The sequence below is a fragment of the Pseudomonas sp. H9 genome, from assembly GCF_004353925.1.
Classification (GTDB): Bacteria; Pseudomonadota; Gammaproteobacteria; order Pseudomonadales; family Pseudomonadaceae; genus Aquipseudomonas.
Genome location: NZ_SMOK01000004.1, coordinates 247,078 through 263,490 on the forward strand (window position 1 = coordinate 247,078; position 16,413 = coordinate 263,490).

Annotated in this window: 12 protein-coding genes, 4 tRNA genes and 1 rRNA gene; all 17 read right to left on the reverse strand. The window is 56.1% G+C overall.

Annotated elements, in window-relative coordinates; all coding sequences use genetic code 11:
• Window positions 1-85: 85 nt before the first annotated feature.
• The 17 genes from rpoC to rrf all read right to left on the reverse strand — a co-directional run bounded on the left by rpoC (window position 86) and on the right by rrf (window position 16,388).
• Window positions 86-4,285, reverse strand: coding sequence for a DNA-directed RNA polymerase subunit beta' (gene rpoC, locus E1573_RS03590; RefSeq protein ID WP_133210711.1), 4,200 nt, complete (start codon window positions 4,283-4,285; stop codon window positions 86-88).
• Between the two features lie 64 nt (window positions 4,286-4,349).
• Window positions 4,350-8,423, reverse strand: a complete 4,074-nt coding sequence (rpoB, locus tag E1573_RS03595; RefSeq protein WP_133210713.1) for a DNA-directed RNA polymerase subunit beta — start codon at window positions 8,421-8,423, stop codon at window positions 4,350-4,352.
• A 218-nt stretch (window positions 8,424-8,641) separates the two neighbouring features.
• Complete coding sequence (gene rplL / locus E1573_RS03600; protein ID WP_133210715.1) at window positions 8,642-9,010, reverse strand: 50S ribosomal protein L7/L12; 369 nt, start codon at window positions 9,008-9,010, stop codon at window positions 8,642-8,644.
• Between the two features lie 78 nt (window positions 9,011-9,088).
• Complete coding sequence (gene rplJ, locus E1573_RS03605; protein ID WP_133210717.1) at window positions 9,089-9,589, reverse strand: 50S ribosomal protein L10; 501 nt, start codon at window positions 9,587-9,589, stop codon at window positions 9,089-9,091.
• A gap of 199 nt (window positions 9,590-9,788) precedes the next feature.
• Entirely contained in the window at window positions 9,789-10,484 is a 696-nt protein-coding gene (rplA, locus tag E1573_RS03610) for a 50S ribosomal protein L1 (protein ID WP_133210719.1), read from the reverse strand.
• Entirely contained in the window at window positions 10,484-10,915 is a 432-nt protein-coding gene (gene rplK / locus E1573_RS03615) for a 50S ribosomal protein L11 (protein ID WP_028944937.1), read from the reverse strand. The genes rplA and rplK overlap by 1 nt, the downstream gene beginning before the upstream one ends.
• A 119-nt stretch (window positions 10,916-11,034) precedes the next feature.
• Complete coding sequence (nusG, locus tag E1573_RS03620; RefSeq protein ID WP_010220294.1) at window positions 11,035-11,568, reverse strand: transcription termination/antitermination protein NusG; 534 nt, start codon at window positions 11,566-11,568, stop codon at window positions 11,035-11,037.
• A 9-nt stretch (window positions 11,569-11,577) separates the two neighbouring features.
• A complete protein-coding gene (gene secE / locus E1573_RS03625) occupies window positions 11,578-11,946 on the reverse strand; it encodes a preprotein translocase subunit SecE (protein ID WP_133210721.1) in 369 nt (122 codons plus the stop codon).
• A gap of 45 nt (window positions 11,947-11,991) precedes the next feature.
• A tRNA-Trp gene (locus E1573_RS03630) sits at window positions 11,992-12,067 on the reverse strand.
• A 53-nt stretch (window positions 12,068-12,120) separates the two neighbouring features.
• Entirely contained in the window at window positions 12,121-13,314 is a 1,194-nt protein-coding gene (tuf, locus tag E1573_RS03635; protein ID WP_028614144.1) for an elongation factor Tu, read from the reverse strand.
• An 85-nt stretch (window positions 13,315-13,399) separates the two neighbouring features.
• A tRNA-Thr gene (locus tag E1573_RS03640) sits at window positions 13,400-13,475 on the reverse strand.
• 26 nt (window positions 13,476-13,501) lie between these two features.
• Window positions 13,502-13,575 (reverse strand) — tRNA-Gly (locus E1573_RS03645).
• A 23-nt stretch (window positions 13,576-13,598) separates the two neighbouring features.
• A tRNA-Tyr gene (locus E1573_RS03650) sits at window positions 13,599-13,683 on the reverse strand.
• 144 nt (window positions 13,684-13,827) lie between these two features.
• Entirely contained in the window at window positions 13,828-14,256 is a 429-nt protein-coding gene (locus tag E1573_RS03655; RefSeq protein WP_133210723.1) for a hypothetical protein, read from the reverse strand.
• A 7-nt stretch (window positions 14,257-14,263) separates the two neighbouring features.
• On the reverse strand, window positions 14,264-15,010 hold the full coding sequence (locus E1573_RS03660) for a pantothenate kinase (RefSeq protein WP_133210725.1): 747 nt from the start codon (window positions 15,008-15,010) through the stop codon (window positions 14,264-14,266).
• Window positions 15,000-15,959 (reverse strand): bifunctional biotin--[acetyl-CoA-carboxylase] ligase/biotin operon repressor BirA, encoded by a 960-nt coding sequence (gene birA / locus E1573_RS03665; RefSeq protein ID WP_133210727.1) that lies wholly within the window; start codon window positions 15,957-15,959, stop codon window positions 15,000-15,002. The genes E1573_RS03660 and birA overlap by 11 nt, the downstream gene beginning before the upstream one ends.
• 313 nt (window positions 15,960-16,272) lie before the next feature.
• Window positions 16,273-16,388, reverse strand: a 5S ribosomal RNA gene (rrf, locus tag E1573_RS03670).
• Window positions 16,389-16,413 lie beyond the last annotated feature (25 nt).

Below are 16,413 nucleotides of genomic sequence, written 5' to 3' on the forward strand. Positions count from 1 at the left end.
AGGCCCCAGCCTCCCTCCTCCAGTCATCGGCAACAATTCATGTTGCCAATGACCGGATCAGGTCAGCCAGGGCCCCGTCCTACTTTCAGTTACCGCTGGAGTTCAGCGCTTCGGTCAGTGCGGCTTCCACCTCACTGGCACTTACGCGCAGCGGTTTGTCGGCATCACGACGACGCTTACGCTCGCTGTGGTAGGCCAGACCGGTACCGGCCGGAATCAGACGACCCACGACCACGTTTTCTTTCAGGCCGCGCAGGTAGTCGCGCTTGCCGGTTACCGCCGCTTCGGTCAGAACACGGGTGGTCTCCTGGAAGGAGGCCGCCGAGATGAACGACTCGGTGGACAGCGAGGCCTTGGTGATACCCAGCAGAACCCGCGAGAACTTGGAGATGAACTTGTCTTCAGTCGCCAGACGCTCGTTCTCTACCAGTACCTGGGTCAGTTCCATCTGGTCGCCCTTGATGAAGCTGGAGTCACCGGACTCGGTGATCTCAACTTTACGCAGCATCTGACGCAGGATGGTCTCGATGTGCTTGTCGTTGATCTTCACGCCTTGCAGACGATAAACGTCCTGAATCTCGTTGACGATGTACTTGGCCAGCGCGCTCACACCCAGCAAACGCAGGATGTCGTGCGGATCGCTAGGACCGTCAGAGATAACTTCGCCGCGGTTCACTTGTTCGCCTTCGAAGACGTTCAGGTGGCGCCACTTCGGAATCAGCTCTTCGTACGGATCGCTACCGTCGTTCGGGGTAATGACCAGACGGCGCTTGCCTTTGGTCTCTTTACCGAAGGCGATGGTACCGCTGACTTCAGCCAGAATCGACGCCTCTTTCGGACGGCGTGCTTCGAACAGGTCAGCAACGCGTGGCAGACCACCGGTGATGTCACGAGTCTTCGACGTTTCTTGCGGGATACGCGCGATAACGTCACCAACACCAATCTGAGCACCGTCAGCCACACCAACCAAGGCGTTCGCTGGCAGGAAGTACTGAGCTGGCACGTCGGTACCTGGCAGCAGCAAATCTTTGCCATTGGCGTCGACCATCTTGATTGCAGGACGGATTTCCTTGCCTGCAGCCGGACGGTCTTTGACGTCCAGAACTTCAATGTTGGTCAAACCAGTCAATTCGTCAGTCTGACGCTTGATGGTGATGCCTTCTTCCATGCCCACAAAGGTCACGGTACCTTTCATTTCGGTAACGATTGGGTGGGTGTGCGGATCCCACTTGGCGACGATTGCGCCAGCGTCGACCTTGTCGCCTTCCTTCACCGAAATCACCGCACCGTAAGGCAGCTTATAGCGCTCACGCTCACGACCGAATTCGTCGGCAATTGCCAACTCACCGGAACGCGATACAGCAACCAGGTTGCCGTCAGCACGCTCAACCTGCTTCAGGTTGTGCAGACGCACCATACCGCCGTTCTTCACCTGGACGCTGTCGGCAGCCGAGGTACGGCTTGCAGCACCACCGATGTGGAACGTACGCATGGTCAGCTGGGTACCCGGCTCACCGATCGACTGAGCAGCGATAACGCCGACAGCTTCACCGATGTTCACCTGGTGACCGCGAGCCAGGTCACGACCGTAGCACTTGGCGCAGATGCCGTAGCGGGTTTCGCAGCTGATCGGCGAACGCACGACTACTTCGTCGATGCTGTTCAGCTCGATGAACTCAACCCACTTCTCGTCGACCAGAGTACCGGCCGGAACGATTACATCGTCGGTACCCGGTTTGAACACGTCACGAGCAATGACACGACCCAGTACACGCTCACCCAACGGCTCTACAACGTCACCGCCTTCAATGTGCGGAGTCATCAGCAGGCCTTGCTCGGTGCCGCAATCGATCTCGGTAACCACCAGATCCTGGGCAACGTCAACCAGACGACGAGTCAGGTAACCGGAGTTCGCGGTTTTCAACGCGGTATCCGCCAGACCTTTACGAGCACCGTGAGTGGAGATGAAGTATTGGAGTACGCTCAGACCTTCACGGAAGTTCGCAGTGATCGGCGTCTCAATAATCGAGCCGTCTGGCTTGGCCATCAGACCACGCATACCAGCCAGCTGACGAATCTGAGCTGCCGAACCCCGAGCACCGGAGTCAGCCATCATGTACATCGAGTTGAAGGACTCTTGCTCGACTTCGTCGCCGTTGCGATCAATGACTTTCTCTTTCGAGAGGTTGGCCATCATCGCCTTGGATACTTCGTCGTTCGCCTTCGACCACAAGTCGATAACTTTGTTGTACTTCTCGCCCTGGGTTACCAGGCCGGAAGCATACTGGCTCTCGATCTCTTTCACTTCGTCGGTAGCAGTACCGATGATGCGAGCTTTTTCATCCGGGATAACGAAGTCGTTAACACCGATGGAAACGCCAGAGATGGTCGAGTAAGCAAAACCGGTGTACATCAGCTGGTCAGCGAAGATCACGGTCTCTTTCAGACCAACCACGCGGTAGCACTGGTTGATCAGCTTGGAGATCGCCTTCTTCTTCATTGGCTGGTTGACCACGTCGTAAGACAGGCCAGCAGGCACAACCTGGAACAGCAGCGCACGGCCGACAGTGGTGTCGACGATACGGGTGTTCTTGACGCTGTTGCCATCACGATCGTTCACGGTTTCGTTGATACGAACCTTGATCTTGGCGTGCAGGGCAGCTTCGCCGGCGCGGAATACGCGGTCAACTTCTTGCAGGTCAGCGAATACGCGACCTTCGCCCTTGGCGTTGATGGCTTCACGGGTCATGTAGTACAGACCCAGTACAACGTCCTGCGAAGGAACGATGATTGGCTCACCGTTGGCTGGCGACAGAATGTTGTTGGTCGACATCATCAACGCGCGCGCTTCGAGCTGGGCTTCCAGCGTCAGCGGCACGTGCACGGCCATTTGGTCACCGTCGAAGTCGGCGTTGTACGCAGCACAGACCAGCGGGTGCAGCTGGATAGCCTTACCTTCGATCAGTACCGGTTCAAAGGCCTGGATACCCAGACGGTGAAGGGTCGGTGCACGGTTGAGCAGTACGGGGTGTTCGCGAATCACTTCAGCGAGAACGTCCCACACCTCTGGCAGCTCGCGCTCGACCATCTTCTTGGCAGCCTTGATGGTGGTCGCCAGACCACGCATTTCCAGCTTGCCGAAAATGAACGGCTTGAACAGCTCGAGAGCCATCTTCTTCGGCAGACCGCACTGGTGCAGACGCAGGGTCGGACCTACGGTAATTACCGAACGGCCAGAGTAGTCAACACGCTTACCGAGCAAGTTCTGACGGAAACGACCTTGCTTACCCTTGATCATGTCGGCCAGGGACTTCAGAGGACGCTTGTTCGAACCGGTGATGGCACGGCCACGACGACCGTTGTCCAGCAAGGCATCGACAGCTTCCTGCAGCATGCGCTTTTCGTTGCGCACGATGATGTCCGGCGCGGACAGATCGAGCAGGCGCTTCAGACGGTTGTTACGGTTGATCACCCGACGATACAGATCGTTGAGGTCGGAAGTCGCGAAGCGACCGCCATCAAGCGGAACCAATGGACGCAGGTCTGGCGGCAGAACCGGCAGAACGGTCAGGACCATCCACTCAGGCAGGTTGCCCGAGCCTTGGAAGGCTTCCATCAGTTTCAGACGCTTGGACAGCTTCTTGATCTTGGTTTCCGAGTTGGTCTGCGGAATCTCTTCACGCAGGCGGCCGATCTCGTGCTCCAGGTCAATAGCGTGCAGCAGCTCGCGGACAGCCTCGGCCCCCATACGGGCGTCGAAGTCATCACCGAACTCTTCCAGCGCTTCGAAGTATTGCTCGTCGTTGAGCAGCTGACCTTTTTCCAGCGTGGTCATGCCTGGATCGATAACGACATAGCTCTCGAAGTAGAGCACGCGCTCGATGTCACGCAGGGTCATGTCCATCAGCAAGCCGATACGGGACGGCAGCGATTTCAGGAACCAGATATGGGCAACTGGAGAGGCCAGTTCGATGTGCGCCATGCGCTCACGACGAACCTTGGCCAGGGCGACTTCTACGCCGCACTTCTCACAGATCACGCCACGGTGCTTCAGGCGCTTGTACTTACCGCACAGGCACTCGTAGTCCTTGACTGGGCCAAAGATCTTGGCGCAGAACAGGCCGTCACGCTCAGGCTTGAACGTACGGTAGTTGATGGTTTCCGGCTTTTTAACTTCACCGAACGACCACGAACGGATCATCTCAGGCGAGGCCAATCCAATACGGATGGCGTCGAACTCTTCGACTTGACCCTGGTTTTTCAGCAAATTCAGTAGGTCTTTCAAGGCCTTTCCTCCTGGCGGAGCAGGGAGCGGGCTTTTCAGCCACACTCCCGATTCGCGTCACGTGTTATTCGGTTTCCAGATCGATATCGATACCGAGCGAACGGATCTCTTTGATCAACACGTTGAAGGACTCGGGCATGCCCGGCTCCATACGGTGATCGCCGTCCACGATGTTTTTGTACATCTTGGTCCGACCGTTCACGTCGTCCGACTTCACTGTGAGCATTTCTTGCAGGGTGTATGCCGCGCCGTATGCTTCCAGCGCCCACACTTCCATCTCCCCGAAACGCTGACCACCGAACTGCGCCTTACCACCCAGCGGCTGCTGGGTAACCAGGCTATAAGAACCAGTGGAACGCGCGTGCATCTTGTCGTCCACCAAGTGGTTCAGCTTGAGCATGTACATGTAACCAACGGTCACTGGACGCTCGAACTTGTTACCGGTACGGCCGTCGAACAGCTGCATCTGGCCGCTTTCTGGCATGTCTGCCAGTTTCAGCATGGCCTTGATTTCACGCTCCTTGGCACCGTCGAAGACTGGAGTGGCCATTGGCACACCGCCTTTGAGGTTCTTCGCCAGGTCCAGGATTTCCTGGTCGGAGAAGTCTTCCAGGCTTTCCTGACGACCACCGATCTCGTTGTAGATCTCGGTGAGGAACTTGCGCAGCTCGATAACCTTGCGCTGCTCTTCGAGCATGCGGTTGATCTTCTCACCCAGCCCCTTGGCCGCCAGGCCCAGGTGGGTTTCGAGGATCTGACCAACGTTCATACGCGATGGTACACCCAGTGGGTTGAGTACCACGTCAACTGGCGTACCGTTGGCGTCGTGCGGCATGTCTTCGACCGGCATGATCACCGAGACCACACCTTTGTTACCGTGACGACCGGCCATCTTGTCGCCCGGCTGGATGCGGCGACGGATTGCCAGGTAGACCTTGACGATCTTCAGTACGCCTGGTGCCAGGTCATCGCCCTGCTGCAGCTTGCGCTTCTTGTCTTCGAACTTGTCGTCGAGCAGACGGCGACGATCAACGATGTAGGCCTGAGCCTTCTCGAGTTGCTCGTTCAGCGCATCTTCGGCCATACGCAGTTTGAACCACTGGCCGTGCTCCAGACCGTCCAGCACTTCGTCGGTGATGACAATGCCTTTCTTCAGGCCTGCACCGCCGTCGACGACCTGGCCATTCAGGGCAGAACGCAGACGCTCAAAGGTTGCGCCTTCAACGATACGGAACTCTTCGTTCAGGTCCTTGCGGATTTCGTCGAGCTGCATCTTCTCGATGGACAGCGCGCGGCTATCGCGCTCAACGCCGTCACGGGTGAAGACCTGTACGTCAATGACCGTACCTTTGGTGCCAGTAGGCACGCGCAGGGAGGTGTCTTTAACGTCGCTGGCTTTCTCACCGAAGATTGCGCGCAGCAGCTTCTCTTCTGGCGTCAGCTGGGTTTCGCCTTTTGGCGTGACCTTACCGACCAGAATGTCGCCAGCGCCAACTTCAGCACCTACATAGACGATACCGGCTTCGTCCAGCTTGTTCAGCGCAGCTTCACCGACGTTCGGGATGTCCGCGGTGATTTCCTCTGGGCCAAGCTTGGTGTCACGGGCCACACAGGTCAGTTCCTGGATGTGGATCGTGGTGAAGCGGTCTTCCTGAACCACACGCTCGGACAGGCAGATGGAGTCTTCGAAGTTGAAGCCGTTCCACGCCATGAACGCGATACGCATGTTCTGACCCAGCGCCAGCTCACCCATATCGGTGGACGGACCGTCGGCCATGATGTCGCTACGCTGAACCACGTCACCTTTACTCACCAGCGGACGCTGGTTGATGCAGGTGTTCTGGTTCGAACGGGTGTACTTGGTCAGGTTGTAGATGTCGACACCGGCTTCACCGGTTTCAACTTCATCATCAGCAACGCGAACCACGATACGGCTGGCGTCGACAGAGTCGATCACACCGCCACGACGAGCCACGACGCAAACGCCGGAGTCACGGGCAACGTTACGCTCCATGCCGGTACCAACCAGCGGCTTGTCGGCACGCAGGGTAGGTACAGCCTGACGCTGCATGTTCGAACCCATCAACGCACGGTTGGCGTCGTCGTGCTCGAGGAACGGAATCAGCGACGCAGCAACCGAAACTACCTGCTTCGGCGATACGTCCATCAAGGTGACGTCTTCCGGCGCCTTGACGGTGAATTCGTTCAGGTGACGAACGGCTACCAGTTCGTCGATCAGTTGCTTTTTCTCGTTCATCGCAGCCGAAGCCTGAGCGATAACGTGATCAGCTTCTTCAATCGCCGACAGGAACACGATGTCGTCGGTAACCACGCCCTCTTTCACCACGCGGTACGGGCTTTCTAGGAAGCCGTACTGGTTGGTGCGGGCATAGGCTGCCAGGGAGTTGATCAGACCGATGTTCGGACCTTCAGGGGTCTCGATCGGGCACACACGGCCGTAGTGAGTCGGGTGTACGTCACGAACTTCGAAGCCTGCGCGCTCACGGGTCAGACCACCTGGGCCGAGTGCAGAGACACGACGCTTGTGGGTGATTTCAGAGAGCGGGTTGTTCTGGTCCATGAACTGCGAGAGCTGGCTGGAACCGAAGAACTCTTTCACCGCCGCCGCAACTGGCTTGGCGTTGATCAGGTCTTGAGGCATCAGACCTTCGCTTTCTGCCATCGACAGACGCTCTTTGACCGCACGTTCAACACGCACCAGACCAACACGGAACTGGTTTTCGGCCATTTCACCAACACAACGGACGCGACGGTTACCCAAGTGGTCGATGTCGTCGACGATGCCTTTGCCGTTACGGATATCAACCAGGGTCTTGAGGACCTCGACGATATCTTCCTTGCTCAGCACGCCCGAACCTTCGATTTCGGTACGACCGATACGACGGTTGAACTTCATGCGACCAACGGCCGACAGGTCGTAACGCTCGGCGCTGAAGAACAGGTTGTTGAACAGGGTCTCGGCAGCATCCTTGGTTGGCGGCTCGCCAGGACGCATCATGCGATAGATCTCGACCAGCGCTTCCAGTTGGTTGCTGGTGGAGTCGATCTTCAGCGTGTCGGAGATGAACGGACCACAGTCGATATCGTTGGTGTACAGGGTCTCGATACGGACAACCTGAGCCTTGGCGATCTTGATCAGCAGTTCGGTGTTCAGCTCGGTGTTGCACTCAGCCAGGATCTCTCCGGTAGCCGGGTGAACGATAGCTTTGGCAGTGGTACGGCCCAGGACGTATTCCATAGGAACGTCGAGCTGCTTCACGCCAGCTTTTTCCAGCTGGTTGATGTGGCGAGCGGTGATACGACGACCCTGCTCGACAATCACTTTGCCGGTATCGTCATGGATGTCCATGACCGCAACTTCACCACGCAGACGCTGAGGTACCAACTCCAGGCTGAGCTTCTCGCCGGAGATATGGAATACGTTGGTGGTGTAGAAAGCGTCCAGCACTTCTTCAGTGCTGTAACCCAAGGCACGCAACAGTACCGAGGCAGGCAGCTTACGGCGACGGTCGATACGGACGAATACACAGTCTTTCGGATCGAACTCGAAGTCCAGCCACGAACCGCGGTAAGGAATGATCCGCGCCGAGTACAGCAGTTTGCCAGAGCTGTGCGTTTTGCCACGGTCGTGATCGAAGAACACGCCCGGCGAACGGTGCAGCTGGGAAACGATAACACGCTCGGTACCGTTGATTACGAAGGTACCGTTTTCAGTCATCAGGGGAATTTCACCCATGTAGACTTCTTGCTCTTTGATGTCCTTGATCGCTTTGTTCGACGATTCTTTGTCGAAAATGATCAGGCGCACTTTTACGCGCAGCGGGACCGCGTAGGTCACGCCGCGCAATACGCATTCTTTGACATCAAAAGCCGGCTCGCCCAGACGATAGCCAACGTACTCCAGGGCAGCATTGCCGGAGTAGCTGATGATCGGGAAAACCGATTTGAAGGCCGCATGCAGGCCCACGTCGCGGAACTGATCTTTGGTCGCTCCCGCTTGCAAGAATTCACGATACGAATCCAGCTGGATGGCCAGGAGGTAAGGCACATCCATGACGTCCGGCAACTTGCTAAAGTCCTTGCGGATACGTTTTTTCTCAGTGTATGAGTAAGCCATCAGCGTTCCCCAGCTTGGTCACCTGCTTGTTTGGCTTCTCCCGACGGGAGCAGCCAGAAAATCGTGCAAACCCCATGGTTTGCGCCACCCTCTCGGTGGTTACCGCTCGTTATCGGGGCCGACCTGATCGACCACCAATAACGGAAAAAGGCCGGTGGCAAAAGCCACCAGCCGTCAGCCGTTTGCTTGACGCTCCGGCTGGAGTCGCAAAGTCGAGATTACTTCAGCTCGACAGTAGCGCCTGCTTCTTCCAGCTTCTTCTTCGCGTCTTCAGCGGCTTCTTTCGAAACGCCTTCAGCGATGACAGCAGGAGCGCCGTCAACTTTCTCTTTGGCTTCTTTCAGGCCCAGACCGGTGATTTCACGAACGGCCTTGATCACGTTGACTTTCTTGTCGCCAGCAGCGGCCAGAACAACGTTGAACTCGGTTTGCTCTTCAACAGCGGCAGCTGGACCAGCAGCTGGGCCGGCAGCGGCAACAGCAGCGGTAACGCCGAAGGTTTCTTCCATCGCTTTGATCAGCTCAACAATTTCCAGAACGGTTTTCTGTCCGATTGCTTCGATGATTTGTTCGTTAGTCAGAGACATGACTTGAATCCTGTATTGGGGTGACAGCTTATGCAGCCATCAAATTAAACATGTGATTTAGAAAGCGCTTTCTGTGCCTTAGGCAGCAGTAGCTTCTTTCTGGTCGCGAATAGCTGCCAGAGTACGAGCCAGCTTGCTGGTAGCGCCCTGGATGACGCTCATCAGCTTCGCGATAGCCTCGTCGCGGGTTGGCAGGGTAGCCAACACGTCGATTTCGTTAGCGGCAATGAACTTGCCGTCGAACGCAGCTGCCTTGATCTCGAACTTGCTCTGACCCTTGGCGAACTCTTTGAACAGACGGGCAGCAGCGCCCGGGTGCTCGTTGGAGAAAGCGATCAGGGTCGGGCCGGTGAAGGCGTCGTTGAGAACACTGAATTCAGTGTCAGCAACAGCACGCTTGAGCAGGGTGTTACGTACAACACGTACGTATACGCCAGCTTCACGAGCCTCTTTACGGAGTCCGGTCATTGCGCCTACAGTCACGCCACGGGCATCAGCCACAACAGCGGACAGAGCGACTTTGGCAGCCTCGTTGACTTCAGCGACGATGGCCTTCTTGTCTTCGAGTTTAATTGCCACGGGTAAAACTCCTGCTTGTTACCGTTTCATCTGGCCGAAGCCGGATGTCGTTTTGGTGTCTGATTCGGTAAGGAATCGGGAGCACCATCTGCGTAGGCTCGAGGTTTAAGGCTTGCGCCGCCTACGGTCTTGGATAGCCCCCGCCAGGCAGGGACCCCAATTTTTTAAAACGGGCGCGATCGCTCGCGCCGGTTTTGTCTTACGCGCTCAGCGAGCTCTGGTCGATGACCAGACCTGGGCCCATAGTGGTGCTCAGGGTAACGCGCTTGACGTAGATACCTTTCGAGGAAGCTGGCTTGATACGCTTCAGATCAGCGATCAGTGCTTCAACGTTTTCCTTCAGCTTGCCAGCTTCAAAGCCAACTTTGCCAACGGAGGTGTGGATGATGCCGTTTTTGTCGGTACGGTAGCGAACCTGACCAGCCTTGGCGTTTTTAACCGCGGTAGCTACGTCTGGAGTTACAGTGCCGACTTTCGGGTTAGGCATCAGGCCGCGAGGACCCAGAACCTGACCCAGTTGACCTACAACACGCATTGCGTCCGGAGAGGCAATAACGACGTCATAGTTCAGGTCGCCGCCTTTCATTTCAGCAGCCAGGTCGTCCATACCAACACGGTCAGCGCCGGCAGCCAGAGCAGCTTCAGCAGCTGGACCCTGGGTGAAGACAGCTACACGTACGGTCTTGCCAGTACCGTGCGGCAGCACGGTAGCGCTGCGTACGACCTGGTCGGATTTACGTGGGTCAACGCCGAGGTTGACAGCAACGTCGAAGGACTCGCTGAACTTCACGGTGGACAGTTCAGTCAGCAGCGCTGCTGCTTCTTCGAAGTTGTAGACTTTGCCAGCTTCGAGCTTCGAAGCAATGGCCTTTTGGCGCTTGGTCAGCTTAGCCATTACACACCCTCCACGTTGAGGCCCATGCTGCGAGCAGAACCGGCGATGGTACGCACGGCTGCTTCCATGTCAGCGGCAGTCAGATCAGCATTTTTGGTTTTTGCGATCTCTTCCAGCTGAGCACGGGTCACAGTACCGACTTTAACGGTGTTCGGACGTGCAGAACCGCTGGTCAGGCCAGCTGCTTTCTTCAGCAGAACCGAAGCTGGGGTGCTTTTGGTTTCGAAGGTGAAGCTGCGGTCACTGTAAACAGTGATGATCACAGGAGTCGGCAGACCAGCTTCTTGACCCTGGGTACGGGCGTTGAAGGCCTTACAGAATTCCATGATGTTCACACCGTGTTGACCCAGTGCTGGACCAACGGGTGGGCTTGGGTTGGCCTGGCCGGCCTTTACTTGCAGCTTGATGTAAGCCTGAATCTTCTTAGCCATGAGCTACTCCAATATCGGGTACGAACGCCAGAAGGCTCCCCGGATTACTTGCGTTTTATCCCAGTGACGACAAAACCCCGCAGCACATAGAGCTGCGGGGTATGGGATGCTTTGTTCGGCTAGACCTTTTCGACCTGGCTGAACTCGAGCTCTACCGGGGTAGAGCGTCCGAAAATGAGCACAGCCACTTGGATCCGGCTCTTTTCGTAGTTAACTTCTTCAACGGTACCGTTGAAATCAGCGAATGGACCATCGATAACACGGACCACTTCACCTGGCTCAAACAGAGTCTTCGGCTTAGGCTTGTCGCTACCATCAGCGACACGACGCAGAATGGCCTCAGCTTCTTTGTCGGTGATCGGCGCAGGCTTATCTGCAGTACCACCGATGAAGCCCATGACACGAGGGGTATCCTTGACCAAGTGCCAAGTACCTTCGTTCATGTCCATCTGAACCAACACATAACCTGGGAAGAACTTACGCTCGCTCTTGCGTTTCTGGCCATTACGCATTTCGACGACTTCTTCAGTCGGAACCAGAATTTCGCCGAAACCGTCTTCCATGCCAGCCAGCTTTACGCGCTCGATCAGCGAGCGCATTACATGCTTCTCGTAACCCGAGTAAGCATGCACAACGTACCAACGCTTAGCCACGGGACACCCTTAGCCAACAATCAAGGAAATCAACCAACCGAGCAGGGAGTCGAGCCCCCACAGCAGCAACGCCATCACCAGGACAACCGCCACTACAATGAGGGTGGTTTGCGTGGTTTCTTGGCGGGTTGGCCATACGACTTTACGAATCTCGGTGCGAGCTTCCTTTACCAGCGTAAAGAACGACTTGCCTTTTGCAGTCTGCAGAGCAATAAAGCCGGCAACAGCAGCAAGAACAAGCAGAGCGAGTACGCGATACAGAATCGGCGAAGCGGAGTAATAGAGGTTACCCACAACACCAACAACTACCAAAGCGACAACAGCCAGCCACTTGAGCAGATCAAAACGAGAGTCTTGGGCTTCAGCCTTGGGAGTCATCTAGGAAAATCCTGTGAAAAGAAAGCCAGACACACGAGGTGAATCTGGCAGGTCAGGAGGGAATCGAACCCCCAACCTACGGTTTTGGAGACCGTCGCTCTGCCAATTGAGCTACTGACCTAAAAGCTTATCAGGCCGGCCATTATGCCGACCTGATCGAGAGAAATCAACTACTTATTCGATAATCTTTGCCACTACACCGGCGCCGACGGTACGACCGCCTTCACGGATAGCGAAACGCAGACCATCTTCCATTGCGATGGTTTTGATCAGAGTGACAGTCATCTGGATGTTGTCACCTGGCATTACCATTTCAACGCCTTCTGGCAGCTCGCAGTTACCAGTCACGTCAGTAGTACGGAAGTAGAACTGTGGACGGTAGCCTTTGAAGAACGGAGTGTGACGACCGCCTTCTTCTTTGCTCAGAACGTAAACTTCTGCGGTGAACTTGGTGTGCGGCTTAACCGAACCTGGCTTGACCAGAACCTGACCACGCTCAACGTCGTCACGCTTGGTACCACGCAGCAGAACGCCGCAGTTCTCGCCAGCACGACCTTCGTCCAGCAGCTTGCGGAACATCTCAACACCGGTGCAGGTGGTGGTGGTGGTGTCACGCAGACCAACGATTTCCAGTGGATCCTGAACGCGGACGATACCACGCTCGATACGACCGGTAACAACGGTACCACGACCCGAGATCGAGAATACGTCTTCGATTGGCATCAGGAACGGCTTGTCGATAGCACGCTCAGGCTCTGGGATGTAGCTATCCAGAGTCTCAACCAGCTTCTTGACAGCGGTGGTACCCATTTCGTTGTCGTCTTTGCCTTCCAGCGCCATACGAGCCGAACCAATGATGATCGGGGTGTCGTCGCCTGGGAAGTCATAGGTGGACAGCAGGTCGCGAACTTCCATCTCGACCAGTTCCAGCAGCTCAGCGTCGTCTACCAGATCAGCCTTGTTCAGGAAGACCACGATGTACGGAACGCCTACCTGACGGGACAGCAGGATGTGCTCACGGGTTTGCGGCATCGGACCATCGGCGGCCGAGCAAACCAGGATCGCGCCATCCATCTGGGCAGCACCGGTGATCATGTTCTTCACGTAGTCAGCGTGACCTGGGCAGTCAACGTGAGCGTAGTGACGAATGTTCGAGTTGTACTCAACGTGCGCGGTATTAATGGTAATACCGCGAGCCTTCTCTTCTGGAGCGCTGTCGATCTTGTCGAACTCGACGACAGCCGAACCGAAAACTTCGGAGCAAACGCGAGTCAGCGCTGCGGTCAGCGTGGTCTTACCATGGTCAACGTGACCAATGGTGCCGACGTTAACGTGCGGCAGACTACGATCAAACTTTTCCTTAGCCATCGAGACAATCCTCAACAAGAAGAAATAAGCAAGTTGATACAGCCATTAAAACAAAGGCAGATATTTTCATATCTGCCTTGTTATATGGAGCTCTTGAGCGGATTTGAACCGCTGACCTCACCCTTACCAAGGGTGTGCTCTACCAACTGAGCTACAAGAGCGTAACACTATGCAACAACAGCAAACTTGGAGCGGGTAGCGGGAATCGAACCCGCATCATCAGCTTGGAAGGCTGAGGTTCTACCACTAAACTATACCCGCGGAGCTAGCTGCTCTCGCTAAACTGGTGGAGGGGGAAGGATTCGAACCTTCGAAGTCGTAGACGTCAGATTTACAGTCTGATCCCTTTGGCCGCTCGGGAACCCCTCCTGAACGTGGGCGGCATTTTCAACTCTTGCCGTCCTACTGTCAAGCTTTTTCTCATTTAAAATCTTGAGGTTAGCTAATTTGACAGCGCTTCACAGATATCCATCTAGTGGTGTTCCCTGTGGAGCGGGCGCCATTCTATGCAAACTATTCGACGGTTGCAACACCCTCGCACAACATTATTTTATGTTTTAAGTCTTTGAAATCGTTGGAAAGACTAGAAAGCAGGGTTTGGTCCAGTAAACGCTGGCTCCGAGGCGCAATCTGCAACCACAACCCGGCTGCATCGCCAAGTCGACCGACCACCTGCTGGGCGACCACATCCAGAGAAAGTAACCGCTGGCGCAAGGCGTTTAGCTGCTCCTGAGTACTCAAGCCACCAATATAGAGACACTCCTGCCCCCGCTTTGGAGATTGCTTACCCGACTGGGACTCGCTCAGCAGGTGAATATCCTGCTGACTGCCCTTATAGAGTGATAGCGGCGCCACTTCTTTAACCTTCAAAGGCGCCTCTTGCTGATGCCAGACGTAATAGACACCATTGAGCACCAGCAACAAAAGAAACAACCAGCGCATAATCACCTCAGTCCAGGGGGCAAGCCATGGCCAGACCCACAAATACCAGGTCAGGCACCATCCGCGCATGAGGCGCGGCCTCTTGCACCAAAGGCGCATCGCCCCCCGTCAGCAATACCGTGAAGTCATCGCCCCACAAAGCCTGGGCATGCTCCAGCTGGGAGCGCACAAAGCCCTGGAGCATATGCACACAACCTCGCTCAACCGCTTCGACCGTTGAGCGCCCGGGCGCCATGCTTGACAGCGCCCTTTCAGCAGAAGCATCGTCATAGCGAATCCGTCGGGTATGAGTACGCAACTGGCTGCGCATCAACGGCATCCCCGGACAGATGAAGCCGCCCAAGTGCTCGCCATCAGCAGCAACAAAGTCAGCCTTGGCTGCAGTGCCAAAGTCCATGACCAAGCAAGCCCCTCCCGCCAGACGATAAGCCCCCAACACAGCAAGCCAACGGTCCAGCCCCAGTCGCTCGTAGTCTTCATAACCATTGCGCACACCGCCAACCTCTCTGGCCGGCTGGGCAATCAACACTTCCAACCCAAAATGCTCGTAAAGTAGCGCCGAGAGACTGCTTGTCTCCTCCTCACTGCGAACACTGACCAGGCGGCAACGCTGGGGAGGCTCAGGAAGAGCTCCAACCTGAGACAACAGGGCTTGATCAGAAGCCACCACCCCTCCCGCAACGATAGAGGCGTCGGTGCTGCGAATTACGCGCCACTTGATAAAGCTGTTACCGCAATCGAGCTCAAGAATCATCGCGCAACCTCAAACTGAGCTCACCACCGCTGAAGCTCTTCTCCACCCCATCGACCGCAAGGCGCAATGCGCCCTGAGCATCGATACCCAGCACCACACCATCGATCTTGTTCACACCAGCGATCAAGGAAACCGGCCGCCCTTGCCATACATGCGCCTGCTCCCACTCATGCTGCAGACCACCGAATCCAGCCTGCCGATGCTGCCCCAGATAGCCCTGTAAACTTTTATTGAGCCTGGCCACCAATTGATTGCGATCGATCACAACGCCCGTCTCACGCCCCATAGAGGTCCACTGCTGATCGACTTCGCTGGTAGCCTGCATATTTACATTGATGCCGATCCCCAGCACTACATGGCAAACGTCTGCAGGGTCACCTACAAGCTCGAGGAGAATCCCAGCGATCTTTTGGTTGTTGACCAAGATATCGTTTGGCCACTTCAAACCAACCTCAGCCACGCCGAATGACTGCAGCGCACGCAGTACCGCAAGGCCCACCACCAGACTCAAGCCTTCGAGCTGGCGCATACCTCCATCAATACGTAGCACCAGGCTGTAATAAAGGTTCTCGGCAAAAGGGCTTGCCCACTGACGCCCACGCCGCCCGCGCCCAGCGGTTTGGCGCTCGGCCAGCACCAGGAAGGGTGCAACTTGGCCTTCAGCGATTGCTCGCAGGGCCTGGGCGTTAGTCGAATCGATACAGTCAAATATCAGCGCAGGCCAATGCTCGCCTTGCGAGTGCTCGACAATAGCCGACTCCTCCAGCAGGGAGAGCGGTTTGGCCAGTTGATAACCACGGCCACGCACCTTATGAATAGGTAGATTCAACTCGGCCTCTAGGTGCTGCAACTGCTTCCAGACAGCACTGCGACTGACGCCAAGGGCGGCGCCCAGGTCTTGCCCGGAATGGAAGCGACCATCCCCGAGGAGCTTCAACAACTTCAGCATGCCAATCTCGACTCGTAATGAGGCTGGCATGATAGCCATGCAGGCAGGGATTGCATAGAAAAGTGATGCCGCGAGAGCGGCGGCGCGGGGACCGGACCTGCCCCACGATAGTGTTCTGTGAGCTTCTTAAGTATCGCGGGGCCAGTCGGGGCGCCGCACCAGTGTTCAATCAGCTTCATAGGCGATGTGCCAGTGAGATAGCTTCGCGGGGCAAGCCCGCTCCCACACCGGCACTCCCACAGCCTGGTCTTTTCCAGTGGGCGGAAAGACAAAACCCCTACCTGCGTGTGCAGATAGGGGTTTCGGAATTTAATCTTGACGATGACCTACTCTCACATGGGGAAACCCCACACTACCATCGGCGATGCATCGTTTCACTGCTGAGTTCGGGATGGGATCAGGTGGTTCCAATGCTCTATGGTCGTCAAGAAATTCTGTTGCCAGAAGGTCTTGT

Bases quoted from the DNA above. Each gene is read 5' to 3' on its own strand.
- E1573_RS03655 (WP_133210723.1), bottom strand. From the start codon at position 14,256: ATGCGCTGGTTGTTTCTTTTGTTGCTGGTGCTCAATGGTGTCTATTAC.
- rpoB (WP_133210713.1), bottom strand. From the start codon at position 8,423: ATGGCTTACTCATACACTGAGAAAAAACGTATCCGCAAGGACTTTAGC.
- E1573_RS03660 (WP_133210725.1), bottom strand. From the start codon at position 15,010: ATGATTCTTGAGCTCGATTGCGGTAACAGCTTTATCAAGTGGCGCGTA.
- rplL (WP_133210715.1), bottom strand. From the start codon at position 9,010: ATGTCTCTGACTAACGAACAAATCATCGAAGCAATCGGACAGAAAACC.
- rplK (WP_028944937.1), bottom strand. From the start codon at position 10,915: ATGGCTAAGAAGATTCAGGCTTACATCAAGCTGCAAGTAAAGGCCGGC.
- rplA (WP_133210719.1), bottom strand. From the start codon at position 10,484: ATGGCTAAGCTGACCAAGCGCCAAAAGGCCATTGCTTCGAAGCTCGAA.
- tuf (WP_028614144.1), bottom strand. From the start codon at position 13,314: ATGGCTAAGGAAAAGTTTGATCGTAGTCTGCCGCACGTTAACGTCGGC.
- birA (WP_133210727.1), bottom strand. From the start codon at position 15,959: ATGCTGAAGTTGTTGAAGCTCCTCGGGGATGGTCGCTTCCATTCCGGG.
- secE (WP_133210721.1), bottom strand. From the start codon at position 11,946: ATGACTCCCAAGGCTGAAGCCCAAGACTCTCGTTTTGATCTGCTCAAG.